22 protein-coding genes and 1 other RNA gene are annotated in these 26,316 nt (G+C 71.0%); 3 read left to right on the forward strand and 20 right to left on the reverse strand.

Features of this window, described 5'->3' with window-relative positions; all coding sequences use genetic code 11:
- Window positions 1-34 precede the first annotated feature (34 nt).
- From OG392_RS14315 to OG392_RS14345, 7 genes are all read right to left on the reverse strand, one after another.
- Window positions 35-1,699, reverse strand: coding sequence for a beta-N-acetylhexosaminidase (locus tag OG392_RS14315; RefSeq protein ID WP_329279279.1), 1,665 nt, complete (start codon window positions 1,697-1,699; stop codon window positions 35-37).
- A gap of 4 nt (window positions 1,700-1,703) precedes the next feature.
- The gene (locus tag OG392_RS14320; protein ID WP_329279281.1) at window positions 1,704-2,552 is read right to left on the reverse strand and encodes a carbohydrate ABC transporter permease; all 849 of its coding nucleotides are present in this window, start codon (window positions 2,550-2,552) and stop codon (window positions 1,704-1,706) included.
- Complete coding sequence (locus OG392_RS14325; RefSeq protein ID WP_329279283.1) at window positions 2,549-3,511, reverse strand: carbohydrate ABC transporter permease; 963 nt, start codon at window positions 3,509-3,511, stop codon at window positions 2,549-2,551. Before OG392_RS14325 ends, OG392_RS14320 begins: the two co-directional genes overlap by 4 nt.
- A 5-nt stretch (window positions 3,512-3,516) precedes the next feature.
- Window positions 3,517-4,872, reverse strand: coding sequence for an extracellular solute-binding protein (locus tag OG392_RS14330; protein ID WP_329279285.1), 1,356 nt, complete (start codon window positions 4,870-4,872; stop codon window positions 3,517-3,519).
- Window positions 4,873-5,153: 281 nt separating this feature from the next.
- On the reverse strand, window positions 5,154-5,441 hold the full coding sequence (locus OG392_RS14335; RefSeq protein WP_024761666.1) for a DUF3039 domain-containing protein: 288 nt from the start codon (window positions 5,439-5,441) through the stop codon (window positions 5,154-5,156).
- Between the two features lie 53 nt (window positions 5,442-5,494).
- Window positions 5,495-6,679 carry an acyltransferase family protein gene (locus tag OG392_RS14340; protein WP_329279289.1) on the reverse strand — a complete coding sequence of 395 codons (1,185 nt, stop codon included), beginning with the start codon at window positions 6,677-6,679 and terminating at the stop codon, window positions 5,495-5,497.
- Window positions 6,680-6,831: 152 nt separating this feature from the next.
- Window positions 6,832-7,392, reverse strand: coding sequence for a YqgE/AlgH family protein (locus tag OG392_RS14345; RefSeq protein WP_329279293.1), 561 nt, complete (start codon window positions 7,390-7,392; stop codon window positions 6,832-6,834).
- A gap of 315 nt (window positions 7,393-7,707) precedes the next feature.
- On the opposite strand from OG392_RS14345, the gene murA reads away from it, so the two are divergent.
- Window positions 7,708-9,054 carry a UDP-N-acetylglucosamine 1-carboxyvinyltransferase gene (murA, locus tag OG392_RS14350; protein ID WP_318210058.1) on the forward strand — a complete coding sequence of 449 codons (1,347 nt, stop codon included), beginning with the start codon at window positions 7,708-7,710 and terminating at the stop codon, window positions 9,052-9,054.
- A 158-nt stretch (window positions 9,055-9,212) separates the two neighbouring features.
- Here murA and OG392_RS14355 read toward each other — a convergent pair whose 3' ends face one another.
- From OG392_RS14355 to OG392_RS14380, 6 genes are all read right to left on the reverse strand, one after another.
- Window positions 9,213-9,494: an HU family DNA-binding protein gene (locus OG392_RS14355; RefSeq protein WP_017237029.1), complete on the reverse strand. Its 282-nt coding sequence runs from the start codon at window positions 9,492-9,494 to the stop codon at window positions 9,213-9,215.
- A 312-nt stretch (window positions 9,495-9,806) separates the two neighbouring features.
- Window positions 9,807-11,237: an NAD-dependent malic enzyme gene (locus tag OG392_RS14360; RefSeq protein ID WP_329279300.1), complete on the reverse strand. Its 1,431-nt coding sequence runs from the start codon at window positions 11,235-11,237 to the stop codon at window positions 9,807-9,809.
- A gap of 388 nt (window positions 11,238-11,625) precedes the next feature.
- The gene (locus OG392_RS14365; RefSeq protein WP_329279302.1) at window positions 11,626-13,977 is read right to left on the reverse strand and encodes a HelD family protein; all 2,352 of its coding nucleotides are present in this window, start codon (window positions 13,975-13,977) and stop codon (window positions 11,626-11,628) included.
- Window positions 13,978-14,177: 200 nt separating this feature from the next.
- Window positions 14,178-15,326, reverse strand: a complete 1,149-nt coding sequence (locus tag OG392_RS14370; RefSeq protein WP_329279305.1) for a uroporphyrinogen-III synthase — start codon at window positions 15,324-15,326, stop codon at window positions 14,178-14,180.
- An 84-nt stretch (window positions 15,327-15,410) separates the two neighbouring features.
- A complete protein-coding gene (locus OG392_RS14375) occupies window positions 15,411-16,802 on the reverse strand; it encodes a nitrate/nitrite transporter (RefSeq protein ID WP_329279307.1) in 1,392 nt (463 codons plus the stop codon).
- Window positions 16,803-17,092: 290 nt separating this feature from the next.
- The gene (locus OG392_RS14380) at window positions 17,093-18,124 is read right to left on the reverse strand and encodes a LysR family transcriptional regulator (protein WP_329279309.1); all 1,032 of its coding nucleotides are present in this window, start codon (window positions 18,122-18,124) and stop codon (window positions 17,093-17,095) included.
- Between the two features lie 83 nt (window positions 18,125-18,207).
- Here OG392_RS14380 and OG392_RS14385 point away from each other — a divergent pair, with 83 nt between their 5' ends.
- Window positions 18,208-19,509 (forward strand): MFS transporter, encoded by a 1,302-nt coding sequence (locus OG392_RS14385; protein WP_329279310.1) that lies wholly within the window; start codon window positions 18,208-18,210, stop codon window positions 19,507-19,509.
- An 81-nt stretch (window positions 19,510-19,590) separates the two neighbouring features.
- Here the strand turns inward: OG392_RS14385 and ssrA are convergent.
- The 5 genes from ssrA to ftsE all read right to left on the reverse strand — a co-directional run bounded on the left by ssrA (window position 19,591) and on the right by ftsE (window position 23,557).
- Window positions 19,591-19,983: a transfer-messenger RNA gene (gene ssrA, locus OG392_RS14390) on the reverse strand.
- Between the two features lie 122 nt (window positions 19,984-20,105).
- Window positions 20,106-20,645 (reverse strand): SsrA-binding protein SmpB, encoded by a 540-nt coding sequence (gene smpB, locus OG392_RS14395; protein ID WP_051820739.1) that lies wholly within the window; start codon window positions 20,643-20,645, stop codon window positions 20,106-20,108.
- Between the two features lie 18 nt (window positions 20,646-20,663).
- Complete coding sequence (locus OG392_RS14400) at window positions 20,664-21,848, reverse strand: S41 family peptidase (protein ID WP_329279315.1); 1,185 nt, start codon at window positions 21,846-21,848, stop codon at window positions 20,664-20,666.
- Between the two features lie 78 nt (window positions 21,849-21,926).
- The gene (gene ftsX, locus OG392_RS14405) at window positions 21,927-22,844 is read right to left on the reverse strand and encodes a permease-like cell division protein FtsX (RefSeq protein WP_329279316.1); all 918 of its coding nucleotides are present in this window, start codon (window positions 22,842-22,844) and stop codon (window positions 21,927-21,929) included.
- A 23-nt stretch (window positions 22,845-22,867) separates the two neighbouring features.
- Window positions 22,868-23,557: a cell division ATP-binding protein FtsE gene (gene ftsE / locus OG392_RS14410; RefSeq protein WP_030223113.1), complete on the reverse strand. Its 690-nt coding sequence runs from the start codon at window positions 23,555-23,557 to the stop codon at window positions 22,868-22,870.
- A gap of 235 nt (window positions 23,558-23,792) precedes the next feature.
- Between ftsE and OG392_RS14415 the strand changes: the two genes are divergently transcribed.
- Window positions 23,793-23,978 carry a hypothetical protein gene (locus OG392_RS14415; protein ID WP_030324454.1) on the forward strand — a complete coding sequence of 62 codons (186 nt, stop codon included), beginning with the start codon at window positions 23,793-23,795 and terminating at the stop codon, window positions 23,976-23,978.
- Window positions 23,979-24,095: 117 nt separating this feature from the next.
- Here the strand turns inward: OG392_RS14415 and OG392_RS14420 are convergent, their stop codons facing one another.
- A complete protein-coding gene (locus OG392_RS14420) occupies window positions 24,096-24,791 on the reverse strand; it encodes an LPXTG cell wall anchor domain-containing protein (protein ID WP_329279319.1) in 696 nt (231 codons plus the stop codon).
- 393 nt (window positions 24,792-25,184) lie between these two features.
- Entirely contained in the window at window positions 25,185-26,288 is a 1,104-nt protein-coding gene (gene prfB / locus OG392_RS14425) for a peptide chain release factor 2 (RefSeq protein ID WP_329279322.1), read from the reverse strand.
- Window positions 26,289-26,316 lie beyond the last annotated feature (28 nt).

The raw sequence follows: 26,316 nt of genomic DNA on the forward strand, positions 1-26,316 counted from the left end.
CGCCGCTCTTGGGTGAAGGGGGATGTCGGGTCCCTCACACGATCGGGGGCGTCCCCTCCAGAGGCCGCCCCAGGACCCCGGGGCGCCGCTGCCGGGGGTGGGGTCCGGCGGGCGGGCGATAGTCCACGCCGAGGGCGTCCAGGCGCCTGTAGTGGGTGTGCATCCGGCGGGCGAAGGCCGGGTAGTCACGTGCCTCGGGGGCGGGCAGCGCGGACCAGGCGACCTCGGCGAAGGCGGCGAGGCGCGGGAAGACCTGGTAGTCGACGCGGGACCGGTTCTCCATCACCTCGGTCCACACGTTGGCCTGGGTTCCCAGGATGTGGGCGGCGGCCTCGGGCGAGAGGCCCGGCGGGACGGGCTCGAAGCGGTAGACGTCCTCCAGGCTGCGGACGTACCCGATGGGCATCGGTTCGTCCTCGCCCGGCGCCTGACGGTGGTCCAGGTACACCTGCTGCTCGGGGCACATGACGACGTCGTGGCCGGCCTCGGCGGCGGCGATCCCGCCCCCGTACCCCCGCCAGGACGACACGGCCGCGCCGTCGGCGAGGCCGCCCTCCAGGATCTCGTCCCAGCCGATGAGCCGCCGGCCGCGGGCGGCGAGCCAGCGGTCGAAGTGGCGGATGAACCAGGACTGGAGCTCGTCCTCGTCGGCGAGCCCGAGTTCCTCGATGCGGGCCTGGGCGGCCGGGGAGGCCTTCCACTGGTCCTTGGGGCACTCGTCGCCGCCGACGTGGACGAAGGGTGACGTGGCCGCCGGGAAGAGGTCGAGGACCTCCTCGAAGACGCCTTCGTAGAAGCGCAGGACCGCCTCGGTGGGGGCGAGGACGTTCGGGTTGACGCCCCAGGTGTCCCAGACGGTGAGGGCGGCGGTGTCGACGACGTCGGTGTTGCCCAGCTCGGGGTAGGCGGAGATGGCGGCCTGCGAGTGGCCGGGGAGGTCGATCTCCGGGACGACGGTGATGTGCCGCTCGGCGGCGTACGCGACGATCTCGCGGATGTCGTCCTGGGTGTAGAACCCGCCGTGCGGGGTGTCGTCCCAGAGCGGCGAGGCCCGGTGCCCCCACTTGCTGCGGGCCCGCCAGGAGCCGACCTCGGTCAGCCGGGGGTGGCGCTTGATCTCGATGCGCCAGCCCTGGTCGTCGGTGAGGTGGAAGTGGAAGACGTTGAGCTTGTGGGCGGCGAGCAGGTCGAGGTAGCGCAGGACGTCGTCCTTGGGCAGGAAGTGCCGGGAGACGTCGAGCATGAGACCGCGCCAGCCGAAGCGGGGACGGTCCTCGACGGTGACGTACGGGAGGTCCCGGGGGCCGCCGCCCACGGGCGCCCTGCGGTACGCCTCGGGGCCGAGCAGCTGGCGGAGGGTCTGGGCGCCCCAGAACACCCCGGCGGGGCCGCCGCCCTCGATGACGACGGCGGCGTCGGGGTTCTCCGTGGTGAGGCGGTAGCCCTCGGGGCCGTGCTCCCGTTCCACGTCCTCGCTGACGCGCAGCCGGATCGCGTGCGGGCTGCTGCCGTCGGCGAACGGCAGCCCCGTGGCGGCGCCGAGGACGGTGCGGAGCCAGCGGGCGGTGGACCCGGTGCCGGGTCCGGCGTCGAGGGTGGTCCGCTCGTCGAGCGAGAAGTGTCCGGGGGAGTCCGCGCGCGCGTCCTGGAGGAGCGGCGCCGGGATCAGGTCCGTGCCGGGGTACGGGTCGGTGGTCATCGCGTCAGTCCTTCACCGCCCCGCCCAGTCCCGAGACCAGGCGGCGCTGTACGAGTACGAAGAAGACGAGCACCGGGACGGTCATCACGGTCGAGCCGGCCATGATGCCTCCCCAGTCGTTCTCGTCGGGCTTGAAGAAGACGAGCAGGGCCATGGGCAGGGTCGACTGCGAGGTGTCGCTGATGATGAACGACTTCGCGAAGAGGAAGTCGTTCCAGGTCGAGATGAACGAGAAGACGCTCGTCGCGACGAGGCCCGGGAGGACCAGCGGGAAGAGGATCTGCCAGAGGAAGCGGGTGCGGCTGGCCCCGTCGATCTGGGCCTGTTCCTCCAGGGCCTCCGGGACCGCCTTGACGAAGCCCCGCAGCATCCAGATCGCGAACGGCAGCGAGAAGGCGATGTGCGGCAGGATCAGCGAGCCGAGGGTGTTGAGCTGGCCGGCGTCCCGCATGAGGAAGAACAGCGGGATGGTCAGGGCCTCGACCGGCACCATCTGGGCGACCAGGAACATGATCAGGAGCGTCGTCCGGAACTTGAAGCGGAACCGGGTGACGGCAGTCGCCGCGAGGAAGGCGATCAGCGCGGAGGCGAGGACGACCGTGCTCGCCACGATCAGCGAGTTCAGGAAGTAGCGGCCGAAATCCTGCTGTTCGAAGACGCGCCGGAACGAGTCGAGGGACGGGGAGAGCGTCCACGGCCGCGGCTCGGTGGACTGGATCTCGCCGGCCTGCTTGAAGGCCGAGAGGACCATCCAGTACAGCGGGAAGGCGACGGCGGCCGCGACGAGCAGGGTGACGGCCTCGGCGGCGAGCCGTCCCGGGCGGCGGATGCGGAAGGCGGTCGGGGCGCTCACAGTTCTTCTCCCTGACGTCGCAGGAGGCGCAGGTAGACGAGCGTCACGGCCAGCAGGATCAGCAGCATGACGACGCCGATCGCCGAGCCCAGGCTGTACTGGGACGAGGCGAAGGCCTTCTGGTAGGCGTACACGTTGAGGACGAGGTTCTGGCCGGCGATGCCGCCGCCGTTCGTCATCACGTAGATCTGGGTGAAGACCTTGAAGTCCCAGATGATCGACTGGATCGTGACGACGACCAGGATCGGCCGGAGCACCGGCGCCATGACCGAGCGCCAGATCCGCCACTGCGAGGCGCCGTCGAGGGCGGCGGCCTCCAGGACCTCGGACGGGATGGCCTTGATGCCCGCGTAGACGGTGACCATCACGAACGGGAAGGAACACCAGACGACTTCGAGGAGGACCAGGGCGAAGGCGCTGTACCGCCCGTACGTCCAGGAGAAGTCGCCGAGCCCGAGCAGCTTGTTGACGGGCCCGAAGTCGGGGTCGAAGAGGAAGACCCAGACGGTGGACCCGGTGATCGCGGGCGTGGCCCAGGCGCCCAGTGCGGCCATCATCAGGACGAACCGGGGCAGGGCACGCACGCGCGTGAGGAGGACGGCGAGGGCGCAGCCGACGGCGAGCGTGGTGACGACGCAGGCGGCGGCGAAGAGGACGGTGGCGAGGAGGACCTGCCAGAACTGGGGGTCGGCGAAGAGGGTCGTGTAGTTGCCGAAGCCCTTGAAGGAGGTCGGTTCGCCGCCGCTGACCTGGGCCTGGGTGTACTCCAGGAAGGAGATCAGGCCGAGCTGGTAGACGGGGTAGACGAGGAGTCCGCCGAGGACGGCGAGGGCGGGCAGCAGGTACAGCCAGGGTGTCCAGGGCCGGTGGCCCCGGGGGCCGCCGCGGCGGCCCGGCCGGGGGGCCGGGGGCGCGGCGGCACCCGGCCGCTTCTCGGTGACGGCGAGCTGGTTCGTCATGCGGCTCAGCCCGCCGGCGCGAAGGCCGCGTCCATCTTCTTCGCGGCGTCGTCGGCCGCGGCCTCGACGTCCTTACGGCCGCTGACGACCTCCTGGAACATCGTGGGCAGGACGAGGGAGGCGTCGATCTGGCCCCAGCCGGGGGACGCGGGGACGAACTTCGTTCCGGCGCCGAGGGTGTCGATGAAGGGCTTCACGAAGGGCTGCCGCTGGGCGGCGGCGGTCCGGACGTCCGTGAACGTGGGGAGGAAGCCCATCGCGTCGAAGAGCTTGCCCTGGGTGTCCTTGCCGGTGAGGGACGTGAGGAGGTCGACGGCGAGGCTGCGGTGGGAGGTGCTCTTGAGGACGCCGATGTTGTTGCCGCCCGCGAAGGCCGGGGCGATGGAGCCGGGGGTGGTGCCGGGCAGCGGGACGACGGCGTACTTGCCCTTCACGGTGCCGGCCTCGACGGCGGCGTGGCTGAAGTCGCCGCCGATGGCCATGGCGGCCTTGCCCGAGGCGAAGGCGGTGACGGTGGCGTTGCCGCCCATCTGGGCACACTTGGCGGCGGGGCAGTTGTCGTCGCCGAAGAGCGAGGTGTACGTGCTGATGCCCTTGCGGGCGGCCTCGCTGTTGACGGCGGCCTTGTACGCGTCGCCGTTCGCGGTGGCGAGTTCGCCGCCGGCCGCCCAGACGAAGGGCATGGCGCCGTAGGTGTACGCGCCGCCGACGGCGATGCCGTACAGCTCGGGCCTGGCCTTGCGGATCTTCTTGGCGGTGGAGACGAGTTCGGCCTGGCTCTTGGGGGCGGCGAGGCCGAGTTCCCGGAAGACGTCGGTGCGGTAGTAGAGGGCCCGGACGCCGACGAACAGCGGGGCGCCGTAGACCTTTCCCCCGACGGTGACGGACTGCCGGGCGGTCGGGTCGGTGTCCTTGGCCTCGTCCCAGGCGCCGAACTCGGCGCTGATGTCGGCGAGTCCGCCGTCCTTGACGTATCCGGCGGTGTCGGTGTTGCCGTACTCGATGAGGTCGGGCGCGGACTTGGGGTCGTTGAAGGCGGCCTTGACGCGCTGGGCGCGGGTCTCGACGGGTATGTACTCGACCTCGACCTTCGCGCCCTGGTGCCGCTTCTCGAAGGCGGCGACGGCCTGCGAGACGACCTGCTCCTTGGGCTTGTTGCTCACCTCCTGGAAGAGCCAGACCCGCAGGGTGCCGGTCTTCTCGTCCGCCGTGGCCTTGCCGTCGGACGTCTGGGGCGCGCAGGCCGTGGCGGTCAGACCGGCCAGCACGAGCGCGGCGGCCGAGGCGGTGAGGCGGGCGGTGACGGGGGTCCCCCCTGCTCGGACGGGGCCGAGGGCTCGGGGGAGGGCAGGAAGCTTCATGACGGATCCCCTCCGGATGCGTGCGTTGCAACATGCGCAATGCGCGTTTCGTTCTGCACAACACGCGTGAGATTAGGCGCGCCTCCGGTGGCCCGACAAGAGGTCTCGACCACCTCAACCACTCCGTGACCGGCGAACGCACCCTGTGCAACGGCTCCGAGCCCCGCAGAACGGGAACGGCCCCCGTCCACGCGCCCCGGAGAACGAGAACGGCCCCCGTCACGCGTACCGGAGTACGCGTGACGGGGGCCGTCCCCGACGTTCAGGACGTCAGGACGCCTCTACTTGTCCTTGCCGCCCTTGTCCTTGTCGCCTCCACCGGCGCCCATGGATTCGTAGATCTCCTTGCACATCGGACAGACCGGGTACTTCTTGGGGTCGCGCCCCGGCACCCAGACCTTTCCGCACAGCGCCACGACGGGCGTGCCGTCGAGGGCGCTCGCCATGATCTTGTCCTTCTGGACGTAATGGGCGTAGCGCTCGTGGTCGCCGTCACCGTGGGACACCTGCGGCGTCGGCTCGACGAGGGTTCCCGTACCTGCCCCGCGCTCGGGCTCGAGAGTGCTCATGGGACCCAAGGGTACCCACGCCCGGGACGGGACAGAGCCCTCCGTGGCGGCGGTCACGGGGCGTCCGTGGCCGCCGGAGCGGAGCGCTTCCAGCGGGCGGGGATCCGGCGGACGAGCCAGCGGTTGGCCGGCTCCTCGACGAAGCGGTAGAGAGCCCAGGACATCACGAGGATGACGAGGCCCATCCCGAGCATGGTGAAGAGCGCCGAGTCCCGGTCGGGGATCCGGCCCCACTCGTAGGTGGCGAGGCGGCTGACCGAGTGGTGCAGCAGGTAGAAGCTGTACGACCAGACGCCGAGCAGGATGAGCGGCTTCTTGTTGAGGACGCCCTTGTGGCCCGCGAGCTCACGCTGGACGAACGCGATGATGATCAGCGCGGCGAGCACGGCCAGGGTCGGCCGCAGCGTGTACTCCAGCTGCGCGTCGTAGGCCGAGGACAGGCGCTCCCGCAGCTCGAAGTAGGCGTAGACGTACACGCCGAGCAGGGCCAGCGGCACGATCGGGCGCAACGGCACCCGCAGACCGCGGCGGATCAGCAGGGCGACGGTCATGCCGAGGAGGAACTGCGGCAGGTAGACGGCGGGGTGCCGCATGACCCAGCGGGCCGTCTCGGAGTCGAGGTTGTCGAAGGACCACCAGGCGACGGCCCACATCGCGAGGAGACCCGCGACGGTCAGCCCGACCAGGAGCGGGGTGCGCATCCGGACGACGAAGCGGGCGAGCAGTGGGAAGAGCGCGTAGAAGAGGATCTCGACGCTGAGCGTCCAGGTGACCGGGTTGCCGGGCAGGGTCGGCGTGGCCTCCGGGAGCCAGTTCTGGACCAGGAAGAGCGACGCGATGAACGACTTCCACTCGACGGCCTCGTCGGCGCGCACGTAGAAGACGTAGTAGGCCAGCACCGCCGCGACCAGGGTCGCCGGCCAGATGCGCGCGACCCGGCGGATGTAGAAGGCGATCGGGTGCTCGTACGGCTTGTACACCCAGGTCAGCAGGAAGCCCGAGAGGACGAAGAAGAACGTGACGCCGTGGGCGCCCATCTCCGAGTACGGGAAGATGGACGGCGCCCGGCCGAAGCCCGTCTTGCCGCCGACTCCGGTGAAGTGGTGCGCGAACACGGCGAAGGCCGCGAAGAACCTCAGACTCGTCAGCGAGTCGAGGCGAGGGGGAAGCGCGGATCCGACCGACCCGTCGGCCTGCTTCGGGACCCGGCCGACCCGGGTGGCGGTTATGACAGGCACGTGTCTTCTCTTGATCGTCTGGGCGCGAGTGATGCGCACAATGGCTCAGGAAAGTCGGCTCATCGTACGCATCGTGTCCTCGATCGGACACACGTGCGTACCCAGGAGTTCACCCGTCGGCGCGCCGGACAGCGCCCACCAGCGCCGTCGCCTCAGTTCAGCGAGGGATCGTCCGGGTACGTCGCGATCATCGCGAGGTCACCGCGCTGCCGCCGGAGGACCTGCCGCCAGAGCGACTCGGGCTGCGGCGAGGAGACGTCGCCGGGCTCCGACTCGACCACGTACCAGGCCCCGTCGCCGAGCTCGGTCTCCAGCTGGCCGGGGCCCCAGCCCGCGTACCCGGCGAAGATCCGCAGCGAGCCCAGGGCCGGCCCGAGCAGCTCGGGCGGGGTCTCCAGGTCGACCAGGCCGATCGCCCCGTACACCCGCCGCCAGCCGAGCGGGCCCTCGTCGCCGGGGATCACGGCGACGCCGAGCGCGGCGTCGAGGGAGACGGGGCCGCCCTGGAAGACGACCCCGGGTTCGCCGGCGAGGCCTGCCCAGGGGGCGAGGATGTCGCCGACGGTCACCGGCGTCGGCCTGTTGAGGACCACACCGAGAGAGCCCTCGTCGTCGTGGTCGAGCAACAGCACCACCGCACGGTCGAAATTCGGGTCCGCGAGGGCGGGGGTGGCGACGAGCAGCCGTCCTGTGAGCGAGGACACCTCGGTCATGCGACACATGATCCCGCATCTTCGGCGTTCGCGGGCGGTCTCGGACGGTACGGAGGGACCCGGTGTCCGGAACTCGCCGACCGCCGCAGATCAGAGGGGACGGGGCGGGGCCGTGACGGCGCCCGGGCGGCACAAGCGGACGGTAACGCTCCGCAAGATCACGGGAACAGAGGGTGTTGTGCCGAATTCATTACATCTGACAGGCCCCCCGAGGCACCCAAGAGAGGTCTCATGGCCCCTTACCCTTTTCACTGGCCACCCGACCGACCCTCCCCCTAGCTGCGCAGGGGGGACCCCCACCGGAACGCGAGATTCATGACCGGCACAGACAGCCATGATGTACTGCTCGTCCATGGCGGAACCCCGCTGGAGGGCGAGATCCGCGTCCGCGGCGCGAAGAACCTCGTGCCCAAGGCGATGGTCGCCGCCCTCCTCGGCAGCGGCCCCAGCCGCCTGCGCAACGTGCCCGACATCCGTGACGTCCGGGTGGTCCGCGGACTGCTCCAGCTGCACGGGGTGACGGTCCGTCCGGGCGAGGAGCCCGGCGAGCTCGTCCTCGACCCGACGCACGTCGAGTCGGCGAACGTCGCCGACATCGATGCCCACGCCGGTTCGTCCCGCATCCCGATCCTCTTCTGCGGCCCGCTGCTGCACCGCCTCGGCCACGCCTTCATCCCGGGCCTCGGCGGCTGCGACATCGGCGGCCGGCCCATCGACTTCCACTTCGACGTGCTGCGCCAGTTCGGCGCCACCATCGAGAAGCGGGCGGACGGGCAGTACCTGGAGGCCCCGCAGCGTCTTCGCGGTTGCAAGATCCGGCTGCCGTACCCCTCGGTCGGTTCGACCGAGCAGGTGCTGCTGACGGCGGTGCTCGCCGAGGGCGTCACCGAGCTGTCGAACGCCGCCGTGGAGCCCGAGATCGAGGACCTCATCTGCGTGCTGCAGAAGATGGGCGCGATCATCTCCATGGACACCGACCGGACCATCCGGATCACCGGTGTCGACCGCCTCGACGGCTACACCCACCGGGCGCTCCCGGACCGCCTGGAGGCGGCCTCCTGGGCGTCCGCGGCGCTCGCGACCGAGGGCAACATCTACGTGCGCGGCGCCCAGCAGCGCTCGATGATGACCTTCCTCAACACCTACCGGAAGGTGGGTGGCGCCTTCGAGATCGACGACGAGGGCATCCGCTTCTGGCACCCGGGCGGCTCGCTCAACGCGATCCACCTGGAGACGGACGTGCACCCCGGCTTCCAGACGGACTGGCAGCAGCCGCTGGTCGTGGCCCTGACGCAGGCCTCCGGCCTCTCCATCGTCCACGAGACGGTGTACGAGTCCCGGCTCGGCTTCACCTCCGCGCTCAACCAGATGGGCGCTCACATCCAGCTGTACCGCGAGTGCCTCGGCGGTTCCGACTGCCGCTTCGGGCAGCGCAACTTCCTCCACTCGGCGGTCGTGTCCGGACCGACGAAGCTCCAGGGCGCCGATCTGGTCATCCCCGACCTGCGCGGCGGCTTCTCGTACCTGATCGCGGCGCTCGCGGCACAGGGCACCTCCCGCGTGCACGGCATCGAGCTGATCAACCGCGGCTACGAGAACTTCATGGAGAAGCTCGTCGAGCTCGGCGCCAAGGTCGAGCTCCCGGGCAGCGCGCTGGTCTGACCGGTCCGTCCGCGCGCGGGGACCCGCCTCCCCGCGCGCGGACCCGGCGTCCGACCGCGTCAACGGGCCTCTGACGGGCAAACGAAAGGGCGGCCACCCCCTGACAGGGTGGCCGCCCTTTCCGTGCCTCCAGGCTGCCTTACGCGGCCTTGGCGGCCTTACTTGCCCTTGGCGGCTTCCTTGAGCTTCGAGCCCGCGGAGACCTTCACGCTGTAGCCGGCCGGGATGTTGATCGGGTCGCCGGTCTGCGGGTTACGAGCGGTGCGAGCGGCACGGTGGGTGCGCTCGAAGGTCAGGAAGCCGGGGATGGTGACCTTCTCGTCGCCCTTGGCGACGACCTCACCGACGGTCTCGGCGAGAGCGGCCAGCACGGCGTCGGCGTCCTTGCGGGTCACCTCGGCGCGGTCGGCCAGGGCGGCCACCAGCTCACTGCGGTTCATGTTGTTACTCCCGTGTTCTTCTTGCCTGTGAGGCGTGCCACGCGGCGGAAGCCGCGTGATTGGGTACAGCGAAGCCGATGCTGCCAGGGCCTTCGGACAGTCCCCGGACCCGGGTCTAATGACAGACCCTCGCGCCCAAACACGCATCCTGCCCCCACCAGCGGCGGGAACGCCAATCCGGCACCCCCTGGGGTCACACGAAAAGCGCCAGAGCCCCGTGGTGGTGACGTTCTGTCGACTCCACGAAAACCATACGGAGCCGAAAAGCCACCCTAAAGGCGGGTTTACGGCTCCGCGAATCGCGACGCGCCGTCAGCGCCCAGTCGCCGCAGGGCCGCCGGCCGCCGCCTTCGCCGCGTTGCGCACGGCTCCGGCGACCGCACCCGCGACCTTGTCGTTGAAGACCGACGGGATGATGTAGTTCGGATTCAGCTCGTCCTCGGTGACGACGTCGGCGAGGGCCGTGGCGGCCGCCAGCATCATCTCCGTGTTGACGGTACGGGACTGGGCGTCGAGGAGACCGCGGAAGACACCCGGGAAGACCAGCACGTTGTTGATCTGGTTCGGGAAGTCCGAGCGGCCCGTGGCGACGACGGCGGCCGTCTGGCGCGCGGCGGCCGGGTCGACCTCCGGGTCGGGGTTCGCGAGCGCGAAGACGATCGCGCCCTCCGCCATCGCGGCGACGTCGTCCGCGCCCAGCAGGTTCGGGGCCGAGACGCCGATGAAGACGTCCGCGCCCACCACGGCCTGCTTGAGGGTGCCGGTGACGCCCTCCGGGTTGGTGTTGTCGGCGATCCACCGCAGCGGGGTGCCGGGGGCGGCGTCGACGAGGTCCTCACGGCCCGCGTGCACGACGCCGTGGATGTCGGCGACGACGGCGTGCTTGACGCCCGCGGCGATGAGCAGCTTGAGGATGGCCGTACCGGCGGCGCCGGCACCGGACATGACGACCCGTACGTCACCGATGCCCTTGTTGACCACGCGGAGCGCGTTGGTGAGGGCGGCGAGGACGACGATGGCGGTGCCGTGCTGGTCGTCGTGGAAGACCGGGATGTCGAGGGCCTCGCGCAGCCGGGCCTCGATCTCGAAGCAGCGGGGCGCGGAGATGTCCTCGAGGTTGATGCCCGCGAAGCCGGGGGCGATGGCCTTGACGATGGCGACGATCTCGTCGGTGTCCTGCGTGTCGAGGCAGATCGGCCAGGCGTCGATGCCGGCGAAGCGCTTGAAGAGCGCGGCCTTGCCCTCCATGACGGGCAGGGAGGCCATCGGGCCGATGTTGCCGAGGCCGAGGACGGCGGAGCCGTCGGTGACGACCGCGACCGAGTTGCGCTTGATGGTGAGGCGGCGGGCGTCCTCGGGGTTCTCGGCGATCGCCATGCACACCCGGGCGACGCCCGGGGTGTAGATCATGGAGAGGTCGTCACGGTTGCGGATGGGGTGCTTGGACGCCATCTCGATCTTGCCGCCGAGGTGCATCAGGAACGTACGGTCGGAGACCTTGCCGAGGACGACGCCCTCGATGGTGCGCAGCTGCGCGACGATCTCGTCGGCGTGCGCCGTGGAGGTCGCGGCGATGGTGACGTCGATACGGAGCTTCTCGTGGCCGGAGGCGGTCACGTCGAGGCCGGTGACGGATCCGCCGTGGGACTCCACCGCCGTGGTGAGCTGGGAGACCGCGGTTCCGCTCGCGGGAACCTCCAGCCGGACCGTCATCGAGTACGAGACGCTGGGCGCCGTTGCCATGGCCGACTTCCTCTGCTTTTCCTGAGCTTCGTTGCTACGCCGCCCCGGCTGGTTGCCCGGCGGCGCCCTCCGATGGTCGCACCTACCTGCCGGTAGCAGGTAATGCGGTCATTTTGTTTTCGGAAAGTAGTTTCCACCATACGAGAAGCGTCCGGGAAGCAGAAGAGGTCCCCGTCACCAGCGGTGACGGGGACCTCAACTTCGTACATACGTCTAAGTGGCACCGACCCGCCATGCTCGCCTCGCGGCAAGTGGTCCCTCAGAGGGACGAAGGTTGGGCCCGGGGGCTTGGATCGAGCCGGTGCCACGACAAGGCTAACAAACCACCCTGGTCGGTGATTCCAGCGCCACAGGTTGACCTGAAATCGGCGTCTCCCGCCCCGCGGGATCAGTCCCTCAGCAGATCCGGGACCCCCGCCTCGTCCGGCATGTCCGCCGCCGCCGCGACCACCGTGAGCTGCTGCGTCGCCCGGGTCAGGGCCACATAGAGGACCCGCAGGCCGGCCGGCGACTCGTCCGCGATCTCCGCGGGCGAGACCACGACCGTGGCGTCGTACTCCAGGCCCTTCGCCTCCAGCGAGCCGAGCGCCACCACCCGGTCGCCCAGCTCGGCCAGCCAGCGGGCCGCCTCCTGGCGCCGGTTCATGGCGACGACGACACCGACGGTGCCCTCGACCCGCTCCAGGAGCAGCCGCGCCTCGGACCGAACAGTTTCAGCCAGGTCGGGCTTCCCGGCGGTCTCCCCCACCGGTACGAAACGGGGCTCGACGCCCGTCGAGCGGACCGCGCGCGGCGACTCCTTGCCCGGCATGGCGAGGGCGAGCACCTTGGCCGCCAGCTCGGCGATCTCGGCCGGGTTCCGGTAGTTCACGGTCAGCTCGAAGCGACGCCGCGGCCGGGACCCGAGGGCCTCGTCGCGGGCCGCCGCGGCCTCGTCCGGATCCGACCAGGAGGACTGCGCCGGGTCGCCCACGACCGTCCAGGTGGCGTGCCGGCCGCGCCGCCCGACCATCCGCCACTGCATGGGCGTGAGGTCCTGCGCCTCGTCGACGATCACGTGCGCGTACTCGGTGCGCTCCGCGGCGAGCCGCTCGGCCCGCTCCCGCTGGGTCTCCTCCCGTACGGGCATGAGCTCCTCAAGGCCCGTGAGCTGGTCGAGCGGGTCGTACTCGCGCTTCTTCCGCGGCCGGGACGGGGTCCCGACCAGGGTGTGCAGCTCGTCCAGGAGCGCCACGTCGTGGACGGACAGCTCCGTGCGGCGCAGCGAGCGGGCGAGCCGCCGCACCTCGCCCGGGTTGAGGATGCGACGGGCCCAGCGGCCGAGCCGGCGCTCGTCGGCCATCGCGTCGAGGACCCGGCGCGGGGTGAGTTCGGGCCACCAGGCGTCGAGGAACCCGAGGAACGAGTCCTCCGTCGACACGTCCTCGTCGAACGAGGAGCGCAGTTCGGCGGCGAGCTCGGGGTCGCTGTGGCGGCCGACCGCGCCCGACTTGGCGTACAGCGCGTCCAGGAGCAGCCGGCGGGCGCGCGGACGCAGCAGGTTGACCGGGGCGGTGCCGCCGAGGACGTTGTGCCGGATGCGCCGCAGCTCGTCGGCCTCCAGCTCCAGCCGGCGGCCGAAGGCGACGACGCGCAGCCGCGTCGGCGTACCGGTGGGCACGGCCGGCTCGTCGTCCTCGTCGCCCAGGGCGAGCTGGGCCTGAGCCCTGGGCGCGGGGGTCTCCAGGGCGCCGCGGGCGGCCTTGCGAAGCACGTGCAGCATCCGGGAGGAGCCCTTGATCCGGGCGACCGCCGGATCGTCGTAGGCGGTCGCCTCGGCGCCGTCGACCAGGCTGCCGACCGCGCGGATGGCGACCTGCCCCTCCTCGCCCAGGGAGGGCAGGACGCCCTCGGTGTACGAGACGAGGAGCGGGGTCGGCGAGACGATCAGGATGCCGCCCGCGTAGCGCCGCCGGTCCTGGTAGAGCAGATAGGCGGCCCGGTGCAGCGCGACCGCCGTCTTCCCCGTGCCCGGCCCGCCCTCGACGTACGTCACGGAGGCGGCGGGCGCGCGGATCACCAGATCCTGCTCGGCCTGGATGGAGGAGACGATGTCCCGCATGGTGTGGCTGCGGGCCTGGCCGAGGGCGGCCATCAGGGCGCCGTCGCCGATGACGGGCAGCTCCCGCCCGGCCAGGGTGGCCCGTAGCTCGGGACGCATCAGGTCGTCCTCGACACCGAGGACCTGGCGGCCCTTGGAGCGGATGACCCTGCGGCGTACGACCCGGCCCGGATCGACCGGCGTGGACCGGTAGAAGGGCGCGGCGGCGGGTGCGCGCCAGTCGATGACCAGCGGCGCGTAGTCGGAGTCGAGAACGCCGATCCGGCCGATGTGGAGTGTCTCGCCGATCTCGGCGGTGTTGTCCGGCCGTACGGCGTCCTCGGCGGGCTCGACGGAGGTGTAGGCCCCGTCGGGGCCCTTCTTGCCGTCCTTCCCCTCCAGCAGATCGATCCGGCCGAAGAGGAAGTCCTCGAACTCGTTGTTGAGCCTGTTGAGGTGGATGCCGGCCCGGAAGACCTGGGCGTCGCGCTCGGCGAGCGCGCCGGGCGTGCCGACCTGGCCCCGCTGGGCGGCGTCGTTCATCAGGAACTCCGCCTCGTGGATCTTCTCCTCCAGTCGGCGGTAGACGTGATCCAGATGTTCCTGCTCGACACCGATCTCACGGTCTCTGACCGTGTCCACGGCTTCCTGCGCGGCCACCTAAGGCCCCCTTCTGACGTGCACTGGGCAGCCGTCGAGCGTACGCCACCGGAAGGCACCGTGTCAGGCGAGATCACCGTAAGCCGTCCCCGACCCTCCTCACCGCCCCCCAGCCACCCCCGTCGTGGGCCCCCGCCCCCACCGGGGGCGGCACCCTCGCCCTCGCCCGCGCCCGCGCCCGCGCCCGCCGAGGAGGCGCCCTAGTCCTCGTACTTCTCCTCCGACGCCACGTCCAGCGCCAGGCGGTATCCCCGTTTCACCACCGTCTGGATCAGCTTCGGCGTGCCCAGGGAGGCGCGCAGGCGGGCCATCGCCGTCTCCACCGCGTGTTCGTCCCGCCCCGCGCCCGGCAGCGCGCGCAGCAGGTCCGCGCGGGAGACCACCCAGCCGGGGCGGCGGGCGAGGAGGCCCAGGAGGGCCATTCCGGCGGGCGGGACGGGCCGCAGGAGGCCGTCTACGAGAACGGCTTGCCCGCGGACCTCCACCCGGTGTCCCGCCACGGGCAGGATCCGTGCGCGGGCGGGCAGTTCCTTGCAGAGCAGCTGGACGAGCGGCCCGAGCCGGAACCGCTCGGGAGCGTACGTGTCGATGCCCTCGGCCTGGAGCGGCAGCGCCGTCACGGGCCCCACGCACACCGCGAGGACCTCGTGCCGCAGCGCGGCGACGAGCGCGGACCGTACGCCCTTCTCCTCGGCCCGCGACAGCAGCGACACCGCGGCGGGCGCGCTGGTGAAGGTGACCGCGTCCACGGCTCCGGAGAGGACCGCGTCGAGGAGCCGGTCGAGCGGCCCGATGTCCTCCGGCGGCATCCAGCGGTAGACGGGGACGCCGACGACCTCCGCCCCGCCGGCCGTGAGCGCCTCGACGAAGCCGGGCAGCGGCTCCCCGTGCAGCTGGAGCGCGATCCGCCGGCCTTCGACGCCCTCGGCGAGGAGCCGGTCGAGGACCTCGGCCATGGACTCCGAGCCGGGTGACCAGGACTCGGTGAGTCCGGCGGCCCGTACGGCTCCCTTGACCTTGGGTCCCCGGGCGAGGAGTTCGACGTCGCGCAGGACGGCGAGGAGTTCCTCGCCGTATCCCCAGCCCTCCGCCGCCTCGACCCAGCCCCGGAAGCCGATCGCCGTGGTGGCGACGACGACGTCCGGGGCGTGGCCGATGAGCTCCTTGGTGGCGGCGAGGAGTTCGGTGTCGTCCGCGAGGGGCACGATCCGCAGGGCCGGCCCGTGGACGACGGCCGCGCCACGCCGGCGCAGCAGCGCGATGAGTTCGTCCGCGCGCCGCGCCGCGGTGACGCCGACCGTGAAGCCGGCGAGGGGCCCGGCGGGGCCGTTTTCTTGCTGCTCGTCCATGGGGTCAGAGCCTGACGGGGACGCGTGACGGTCTCGGTTCGCCCGTATTTCCTGATCGTTACGGTCCGCGCCGGGCACCGGACATCACACCTTCGCGTAGCCGGGCCGGGTCTCCGGCTCGGTGACGTTCCCGGCGTCCTCGGAGGCCCCGGAGGAGGCCGTCGAGGAGACCCCGGAGGGGACCGCGGCCGGAGAGCGAAGGTATACCGCCCAGGTGACGACCATGCAGGCCGCGTAGAAGGCCAGGAAGGCGACGAAGGCCGCCGTGCCGGTCCCGGAGGTCTGGAAGGACTGGCGGAAGGCGAGGTTGATGCCGAGGCCGCCGAGCGCGCCGACCGCGCCGATGAGGCCCATCGCGGCGCCGGAGAGCCGCCGTCCGTAGGCCTCGGCGGTCTCCCCCGCGAGGCCCTTGCGGTGCCCCTGGGCGAGGAAGATCGCCGGGATCATCTTGTACGTGGAACCGTTGCCGAGGCCGCTGAGGACGAAGAGGCCGATGAATCCGACGAGGAAGACGGTGAGGGACTCGATCACCGAGGCGTAGATGACCACACCGGTCGCGAGGGCCATCGCGGCGAAGGTCCCCAGGGTGATGCGGGCGCCGCCGTGCCGGTCCGCGAGGGAGCCGCCGATCGGCCGGATGAGGGAGCCGAGCAGCGGGCCGATGAAGGTGAGCGAGGCGGCCTGGAGCGGGGTGCGGCCGAACTGGGTCTGGAGGACGAGGCCGAAGGCGAAGCTGTAGCCGATGAAGGAGCCGAAGGTGCCGATGTACAGGAAGGCCATGATCCAGGTGTGGCGGGCCCGGACGGCCTCCTTCGCGGCGCCGGTGTCGTTCTTCACGGGGGCGAGGTTGTCCATGAAGAGCGCGGCGCAGGTGGCGGCGACGACGACCAGCGGCAGGTAGACGCCGAGCACGATCCTCGGGTGCACGGCGCCCGCGGTGCCGATGACGAGGAGGCCGACGAGCTGGACGACGGGCACGCCGATGTTGCCGCCGCCCGCGTTGAGCCCGAGCGCCCAGCCCTTCTTCCGCAGCGGGAAGAAGGCGTTGATGTTGGTCATCGAGGAGGCGAAGTTGCCGCCGCCGACGCCGGTGAGCGCCGCGACCAGGACGAAGGTGGTGTACGAGGTCCCGGGCTCCATGACCGCGAAGGCCAGGCCGGTGGGCAGCAGGAGCAGCAGGGCGCTGAACACCGTCCAGTTGCGGCCGCCGAAGCGGGCGACGGAGAAGGTGTACGGGATGCGGATCAGCGCGCCGACGAAGGTCGCGGTCCCGATCAGGAAGAACTTGCCGGCCGCGTCGACGCCGTACTGCGGTCCCATGAAGAGCACCATGACCGACCACAGGCTCCAGACGGAGAAGCCGATGTGCTCGGAGAGGACGGAGTAGAGCAGGTTCCGTCGTGCGATCCGCTCACCCTTCTCGCGCCAGAAGGTCTCGTCCTCCGGCTCCCACTGTTCGATCCACCGGCCGCCCATGTCGTACCTCCGCGGGTGTCGGGTCCTGGGGCGTCCACAGCCCCGGTCCACCTGTCCACGACGCTAGGGAGGCCGCGTTTCGGCCCGGTGCCGCGAGGTGACGTCAGCGGAACCTTGCTCTCACCCGGAGCGCGGAGCCCCTGTGAGCGCGGGCCCCCCTTTCCCGGCTCGGTTCGCCTCCGGGCGCCTGCAGCCGGGCTCACGGCCCCGACCGTGCTCGACCCCCTTCGTTCCTCAGGGGGCCTCCGCGCGCTCGGGGCCGTTCCCCGCGGGCGCGCGACAGCCCCGGCTCAGGCCTCCGGCAGCCCCGGCTCCCCCTCGGGCAGCCAGGACCCCGCCGGGCGGGCGTGCCAGCCCTCCCTGGCGCCGATCTCGGCGGCCGCGGCCCGCAGCGCGTCCAGACCGGGGTGGCGCAGCCCCTTGCGCCACACCAGGCTCACGGGCGACAGAGGTACGGGGTCGACGAGCGGCCGCAGCACCGAACCCGGCATGGGCGGGAAGTCGACGACGGCGAGCACCGGGTTGCGGTGCTTGGCCATGATCCGGCGGAACTCCTCCTTGCCGACGGCGAGCGGCGCGGGCGGGGCGATCTCGATGCCGCGCCCGGCGAACAGCCGGGCGGCGAGGTCGGTCCACTCGGGCGTGCGGTCGTTCCCCGCGCCCGCGTAGATCCGTTCCCCGGTGAGCGCGGCGAGCGGCACCTCGGGCAGGCGGGCGAGCGGGTGGTCGTCGGGGAGGATCACGGCCATCCGCTCGTACCGCACGAACTGGGAGTCGAGCCGCGCCCGCAGCCCGGCGTCGAGGCCGCCGTACCGGCCGAAGGAGGTGTCGAGCCGTCCGGCGAGCATCTCCCGTACGGCGCCGGTGAGTCCGCTCTCGTAGCGGGCCATCAGCTCCTGCTCCGGGGCGAGTTCACGTGCCCGGCGCAGGACGTCCTCGGGGGCGAGGCCCGGGCTGTTGAGGTCGACGAGGAGGGGCCGGGGCGCGGCCCGGAAGGCCTCGGTCAGCTCGTCGTGCGCGGCCAGTACCCGCAGCGCGTACGGGAGGAGGCGCTCGCCGTCGGGTGTGAGGGAGACCTGCCGGGTGGTCCGTACGAAGAGCTCGGCGCCCAGTTCGCGCTCCAGGCGCCGGATGTCACGGCTGAGGGCCTGCTGGGCGACGTAGAGGCGGGCGGCGGCGCGGGTGAAGTGGAGCTCCTCGGCGACGGCGGTGAAGGCGCGCAGGAGGCGGGGGTCGGCATCGCGCGGCGCTCCGGACGCCGGCAGGGGGGAAGGTACCGGGGAGGGTGAGGGCGCGGCGGAGGGACGGGAGGACGAGCGCATCGCCGCATTCAACAACACAGCTGCGTGAATGACCACCGGACAGGTGTTGGACCCGCCCGGCCCCCTCCGGCGAGCCTTGGTCCATGCCGCACCCGGACCTCACCCTCACCCCGGCGGGCCCGGCCCTCGCCCCCCGCTACGACGACCGGCGCACCACCGCCCCCGGCAGCCCCACCCACACCCGCACCACCGCCAGGACCGGCGTCCGCGCCGGCGTCCACACCCCCCGCAACTCCTACCTCCGCCTCTTCGCGGTCCCCGGCGCCCGCGGTTTCATCGCCGGCAATCTGATCGCCCGGCTGCCCATGGGCATGTTCGGCGTGAGCGCCGTGATCATGATCGCGGCGGCCTACGACTCGTACGCCCTCGCGGGTGGCGTGACCGCCACCGGCATGGCCGCCGGGGCCCTCACCGCCCCCTGGATCGCCCGGCTCGTCGACCGGTACGGCCAGGCGCGGATCGCGGTCCCCGCCACCGCCTACGCCGTCCTCGGCCATCTGGTGCTGCTGCTCTGCGTCCACGAGAAGGCGCCCGTCTGGGCACTGTTCGCCACGACCGCGCTCACCGCCACCTCACCCAACACGGGTGGCATGTCCCGGGCCCGCTGGGCCCATCTCCTCAAGGGCGACCGGGACGCCCTGCACACCGCCAACGCCTTCGAGCAGGCCACCGACGAGCTCTGCTTCATGCTCGGCCCGGTCGTCGCCGCCCTGCTCTGCTCGACGCTCTTCCCCGAAGCCGGCACTCTCGCCGGCGCGGCCCTGTTCCTCAGCGGCGTCCTGATCTTCGCCGCCCAGCGCTCCACCGAGCCGCCGGTCTCCCCCCGTACCGCCTCCGGCTCCCCGCTGAGGGTGCCCGGCATGGCCCCGCTCCTGGCGGTCTTCCTCGCCACCGGCGCGGTCTTCGGCTCCATGGAGGTGGTGACCGTGGCGTACGTGGACGGCCCCGTCGCCGGTCCGGTGCTGGCCCTCCAGGCCGCGGGCTCCTGTGCGGCGGGCCTCCTCTACGGCCGCGCCCGCCGTACGGTCCGGCTCCGCACCTGCCTGGCCGCGATGACCGTCCTGATGACGATGCCTCTGCTCGCCGCCTCGACCGGCTCCCTGCCCGCCCTCGCCGCCGGGCTCCTCCTGGCGGGCATGGCGACGGCTCCGACGATGGTGACGGGCATGGGCCTGGTCCAGCGCCTGACCCCGGCGTCCCAGCTCAACGAGGGCATGACACTGGCCGTGACCGCCCTCCTCGGCGGCATCGCGGCCGGCTCCGCCACCGGCGGCTGGGCCGCCGACCACGCCCCGTTCGCGGCCTTCGGCTTCCTGGTCCCCGCCACCGCGGCCGCCGTGGCTCTGGCGCTCTGCGCGGCCACCAGGGTCGGGGGCCGGGCATGACGAAGGCCCGGCAGTCTGGTGACTGCCGGGCCTTCGCCCACATGGGATGAGATGTCCGAGGAGGCGGGCCTCCCGGACGCTCGGTGGAGATGGCGGGAATCGAACCCGCGTCCAACGGTACGGAAACAGGGCTTCTCCGTGCGCAGTCCGCTACGAGTTTCTCAGCCCCGGAGATCACACGGACAAGTCTCCGACGGGCTCAGTCACTGTTTGATTTCCCTCCAGCCCCCGTGACCGGGGCTAGAGGTTTAGATCCCTAAATGACGCCAGGATCCGGGTCGGGACCACCCCCGGGCTGACGCTCCTCACAGAGGCTTCTGGTCGTTACCTAAAATTAGGCAGCGAGGGCGAAGCGGGAGTTATCGCTCTTGGAGTTGGCGATTATTGGTTGCGACATATGGTTAACGAGATCATTGCCGCTTCCTCGACACGCTTCCCCTGCATCGGTATCCGCTGTCGAAACCGATCATCCCCATGTTGTTTTTTCAAGGTGCGCACCCCTTGCGGGGCAGGCACGGCCCATCGTACGTGACCGACGGGTGCTGTCGCCAGCGTATTGATCGCCGCGCGGCTCCGCGGCGGGGGCGCGGTGCGCGCTACCCGGCCTGCGCCGCCCGCTGCTTGCGCTTGGCCGCCGCGATGGCCCGGTTCGTCTCGCGGGTGTCCTGCTTCTCGCGCAGGGTCTGGCGCTTGTCGAACTCCTTCTTGCCCTTGGCGAGCGCGATCTCGACCTTGACCCGGCCGTTCAGGAAGTACAGCGCGAGGGGCACGATCGTGTGGCCCGTCTCCTGCGACTTCGCCTCCAGCTTGTCGATCTCCTCGCGGTGCAGCAGCAGCTTGCGCTTCCGCTTCGCCGAGTGGTTCGTCCAGCTGCCCTGCATGTACTCGGGCACGTGGATGTTGTGCAGCCACGCCTCGTGCCGGTCGATCTGCACGAAGCCGTCGACCAGCGAGGCGCGGCCCATCCGCAGCGACTTCACCTCGGTGCCCATGAGCACCAGACCGCACTCATAGGTGTCGACGATGTGGTAGTCGTGGCGCGCCTTCTTGTTCTGCGCGATGATCTTGCGCTCGGGCGCCTTGTCCTGGTTCTTCTTCGCAGGCTTGCCCTGCACGTTCACGAGTCCTTTTGCCATAGTGCGGTCATTTTCGCACTACGAGCCCCCTCCGAGGCCACTCAATACCGTCTTCGCCCGTTCTTCCGCCCGTTCCCCGGCGGTCAGGTCGGGGGTGATGCCCCGGCCGTCGACGGCGTGACCGGCCGGGGTGCGGTAGTGGCCGACGGTCAGCTCGGCGACGGAACCGTCCGGCAGGGTGCTCGGCATCTGGACCGAACCCTTGCCGAAGGTGCGCGAGCCGACCGTGACGGCCCGGCCCCGGTCCTGGAGGGCGCCGGTCAGCAGCTCGGCCGCGCTCATCGTGCCGCCGTCGATCAGGGCCACCAGGGGCCTGCCGGTGTCGCCGCCGCCCTCCGCGTACACGGCCCGCTGCTCGCCCCGCACGTCGTACGTGGCGACCAGACCGCCGTCGAGGAACGCGGAGGCGGCCACGGCGGCCTCGGTGACCAGGCCGCCGGCGTTGCCCCGCAGGTCCAGGAGGACGCCGGCGTCGGCCGGGGCGGCCCGTACCGCGTCCCGCACGCGCGTGCCCGCGCCCTTGGTGAAGGCGGCGACCCGGATCAGCAGGGTCCCGTCGTCGAGGCGGCGGACGGTGACCGGGTCCGTGGCGAGCCTGGCGCGGTGCAGGGTCCGGGTCCAGGCCGCGCGGCCGCGCTCGACCCGGAGGGCGACGGAGGAGCCGGGGACGCCGTCGCCGCGCAGGAGGGCGACGACCTCGGAGACGGAGAGACCGTCGACCGGGCGGCCGTCGACGGAGACGAGCCGGTCGTCGGCCCGGATCCCGGCCCGCTCGGCGGGGCCGCCGCTCTGCACCCGGGTCACCCGGACCCTGCCCCCGGCCGCCCGGCCGGCGGAGAGACCCACACCGGTGTAGGCGCCGTCGAGGGCCTGCTCGAACTCCGCGTACTCCCTCTTGTCGTACACCGCGCCCCAGCGGTCCCCGCTGCGGCTGACGAACTCCTCGGCCGCCTGCTTGCCCGACTTGCCGTCCGCCATCGCGTCGGCGGCGGCACGGTTCAGGGCGGCGCTGTCGACCGTCCCGGAGTCCCGGGACGCCTCGCCCGCGCGCAGGGTGGCCCCGGTGCGCCCGGCGGCCTCCTGCCGGGGCAGCGAGCCGGTGGCGGCGGCGGTGGCCAGGACCCCGGTGAAGACCAACGTCAGAACGGCCCCACGGAGCACTCCGCGGGGCCGGATACAGAGATGGTCGGTGCCGGCCGGCATGGCGCCCACTCTAGGACAAGCCGATGGCGCCGCACGGGCTTTGCCCGTACGACGCCATCCGCCGTCAGTGGTGTCTTCTCACACCTTCAGGTACTTGCGCAGCGCGACGAAAGCCGCCACCGCGGGCATCAGCAGCCCGATGGCGATCACCAGCGGCAGCTTGGCGAGGACGGCGTCCCAGCCGATGAAGTTGACGAGCTGCATCTTCTCCGCGAGCGCGATGCCGTGGTCGATCAGGAAGTACCGGCCGACGAGCAGCAGCACACAGGCGACCGCGCCACCCAGGAGTCCGGCGAACGCCGCCTCCATGATGAACGGCATCTGGATGTAGAAGCTGGACGCGCCGACGAGCCGCATGATCCCGGTCTCGCGGCGGCGGCTGAAGGCCGAGACGCGGACCGTGTTGACGATCAGCATCAGCGCGATGACCAGCATCAGCCCCATGACGCCGAGGGCGGCGATGTTCATGCCGTTCATCAGGTCGAAGAGGTTCTGCAGGATGCCCCGCTGGTCGGCGACCGACTCGACGCCGTCGCGTCCGGCGAAGGCGGTGGCGACCACCTTGTACTTCTCCGGGTCCTTGAGCTTGACCCGGAACGACTCCTGCATCTGGTCCGGCGTCACGACGGAGGCGATGGCGGTGTCGCCGTACTGCTCCTTGTACCGCTTGAACGCCTCGTCGGCCGTCTCGTGCATGACGGTGTCGACGATGTCCATCTTCTTCAGATCGGCCTCGATCTGCTCCTTCTGCTGCGCCGTGACCGCGCCCTTGGCGCACTTGGCCGCCGAGGCCGCGTCGGCTTTGTTGCAGAGGAAGATGGAGACGTTGACCTTGTCGTACCAGTAGTCCTTCATCGTGCTGACCTGCTCGCGCATGAGCAGCGCACCGCCGAACAGGGCGAGCGAGAGGGCCACGGAGACGATGACGGCGAACGTCATCGTGAGATTGCGCCGGAGCCCGACGCCGATCTCGGAGAGCACGAACTGAGCGCGCATGGTGTGTTGAGTCCCCTACCTGCTCAGTGCTGGTAACCGTAGACGCCGCGGGCCTGGTCGCGGACGAGACGGCCCTTCTCCAGCTCGATGACGCGCTTGCGCATCTGGTCGACGATGTTCTGGTCGTGGGTCGCCATGACGACGGTGGTCCCTGTCCTGTTGATGCGGTCGAGCAGCTTCATGATGCCGACCGAGGTCTGCGGGTCGAGGTTGCCGGTGGGCTCGTCGGCGATCAGCAGCATCGGGCGGTTGACGAAGGCCCGGGCGATGGCGACGCGCTGCTGCTCACCACCGGAGAGCTCGCCGGGCATCCGGTCCTCCTTGCCGCCGAGCCCGACCAGGTCGAGCACCTGCGGCACCGCCTTGCGGATCTCGCCGCGCGGCTTGCCGATGACCTCCTGCGCGAAGGCCACGTTCTCGGCGACGGTCTTGTTGGGAAGGAGGCGGAAGTCCTGGAAGACGGTGCCGAGCTGACGCCGCATGTGCGGCACCTTCCAGTTGGAGAGCCGGGCCAGGTCCTTGCCGAGGACGTGCACCTGGCCTTGGCTGGCACGCTCCTCACGGAGGAGCAGCCGCAGGAAAGTCGACTTTCCGGAGCCGGACGAACCGACGAGGAAGACGAACTCCCCCTTCTCGATCTCCAGGGATACATCCCGGAGCGCGGGGCGGTTCTGCTTCGGATAGGACTTGGAGACGTTGTCGAATCGGATCACGAATGCACCACGGTCGGCCGGGAGTAGGTGTGCGTGACCTTACGCGACCCGGGAAGACCCGCGCAGTCGCGGTTCCGGCTTGCGACGTTTATCCTTTTCGCCCTCGCGGACGGAGCGGTCGCGATCCGGCGGGGCGCGCCGAAACGCCGCCGAGCTGGCACAGTGGTAGGGGGAACGTCCGGACACCGTCGGACGTTGTCCTGGTGTGAAACCCAGTGCGGGAGGAGGAGAGCGCATGACCTACGACCGACTGGTGTGCGCCAACTGCGCGGCCCCGGTCGCCGAGGGCCGCTGCCCCGTCTGCCGCGCGAACCGGGAGCGACTGACCCCCCAAGGTGGTCTGTCGCCCGCGATGCTGCTGACGCTGGCGATCGCCCTGCTGGCGGCGATCGCCCTGCTCGCGGCGGTCCGTACGGTCTAGCGGACCGCACGGTGTCCACACGAGCCGGAACCATGAGGAAGGGCCGGGGAGCGTCTCCCCGGCCCTTCCTCACGCTCTGTACGTCATACGCCGTACGGATCCACGCCCGCGGCGGGATCAGACGGCGGTACGGCCACCGCCGACGAGACGCGGCAGCATACGGAAGCCGATGCCACCGGCGATCATGGTCGCGGCGCCGATGATCAGGAACGAGGTCTCGGCCGCACCGGTCTCGGCGAGCTCCTCCTTCGCCTGACCCTGCTGCACGGGCTGCGAGCCGGCGTTGTTGGTGTCCGTGTTGCTGTTGCCGCTGTCCACGCACTCGGCGCCGTCGAGGTCGACGGTGCAGGTGCCGGCGTCACCGTTGTCGGTGCCGTCGCCCGGGGTGGTCGGCGACTCCGTCTGGCCGGGACCGTCCGTGTCACCCGGCTCCGGCTCGGTCGGCGGCACGGTGACCGGCGGCTCCGTGGTCGGCGGCTCCGTGACCGGCGGCTCGGTCGTCGGGGGCTGCGTGGTGGGCGGCTCCGTGGTGGGCGGCTCGGTGGTCGGAGGCTCCGTGGTGGGCGGCTCCGTCGTCGGCGGCTCGGTGGTGGGCGGCTCCGTGGTCGGAGGCTCCGTGGTGGGCGGCTCCGTCGTCGGCGGAGTCGTCTCCTCGCACCCGGCGGTACCCGGGATGCACGTGGGCGTCGGGTCCGGAGTCTCACCGAAGGCGCCCACGGCCTGCGCCGCACCCGCCGCGGTCAGCGACGCACCGGCCGCGATCACCGCACCGGCGGCGATGCGCGCGAAACGGACTCGCATCTGCTTGGTCATCTGGCTGCTACCCCCAGTAGCTCATCATCGTCATGGGGCAGCGCTCGGGGCACGCGGCAGAGGCGGCTCACCACTGGGCCCACCCCCGCTCGCACACGCCCCAGAAATGCGCATGCCAGTACGCCACCCTTCCGAGTTTCCGATGCAGCGTCAAGGTCGTTGCGCGTGCGATGCCCGAAAGATCACATGGTGTCCCACATGCGACGATGCAACTGTGACGTAAACCCGGAACTCCGGGCCGCGCGCCGCCAGTTCCCTTGTCGACAAAGCTCCCCGACCACCCCGTTTCCGCTTGCGTCAGCGAATCCGCTGACCGGACGGCGGCCACCGCACCACACGACGACGGGCCCCGCACCATGACGGTGCGGGGCCCGAACGTGCGGTGTTCCGGGGTTACTTGTCCTGCTGCTTGCGCCAGCGGATGCCCGCCTCGAGGAAGCCGTCGATCTCGCCGTCCAGGACGGACTGCGGGTTGCCGACCTCGAACTCCGTACGGAGGTCCTTGACCATCTGGTACGGGTGCAGGACGTACGAGCGCATCTGGTTGCCCCAGGAACTGCCGCTGTCCTTGAGGGCGTCCATCTTGGCCCGCTCCTCCTGGCGCTGGCGCTCCAGCAGCTTGGCCTGCAGGACGTTCATCGCGCTCGCCTTGTTCTGGATCTGCGAGCGCTCGTTCTGGCAGGAGACGACGATGCCGGTCGGCAGGTGCGTGATGCGCACGGCCGAGTCGGTGGTGTTGACGCCCTGGCCGCCGGGGCCCGACGCGCGGTAGACGTCGACGCGCAGCTCGGACTCGTCGATCTCGACGTGGTCGGAGGACTCGACGACCGGCAGGATCTCGACACCGGCGAAGGAGGTCTGGCGACGCCCCTGGTTGTCGAAGGGCGAGATGCGGACCAGGCGGTGGGTGCCCTGCTCGACGGAGAGCGTGCCGTAGGCGTACGGCGCCTTCACCACGAAGGTGGTCGACTTGATGCCGGCCTCCTCCGCGTACGAGGTCTCGTAGATCTCGGTCGAGTAGCCGTGGCGCTCCGCCCAGCGCAGGTACATGCGCTGGAGCCGCTCGGCGAAGTCGGAGGCGTCGACGCCGCCGGCCTCGGCGCGGATGTTGACCAGGGCCTCGCGCTCGTCGTACTCGCCGGAGAGGAGGGTGCGGACCTCCATCTCGTCGAGGGCCTTGCGGACGGAGGTCAGCTCCGTCTCGGCCTCGGCGAGGGTGTCCGGGTCGTCCATCTCCTCGGCGAGCTCGAAGAGCACCGCGAGGTCGTCGATGCGCCCGCGCAGGGTCTCGGCCTTGCGGACCTCGGCCTGCAGGTGCGAAAGCTTGCTCGTGATCTTCTGCGCCGCCTCCGGGTCGTCCCACAGGGACGGGGCCGCGGCCTGCTCTTCGAGCACGGCGATGTCGGCCCTCAGCTTCTCGAGGTCCAGGACGGCCTCGATCGACCCCATGGTCGAGGAGAGGGACTTCAGCTCTTCGGATACATCGACGACTGCCACGCGTCCAGCGTAACGGCTCGCCGCCACT

It is taken from the genome of Streptomyces sp. NBC_00691 (assembly GCF_036226665.1).
Lineage (GTDB): Bacteria > Actinomycetota > Actinomycetes > Streptomycetales > Streptomycetaceae > Streptomyces.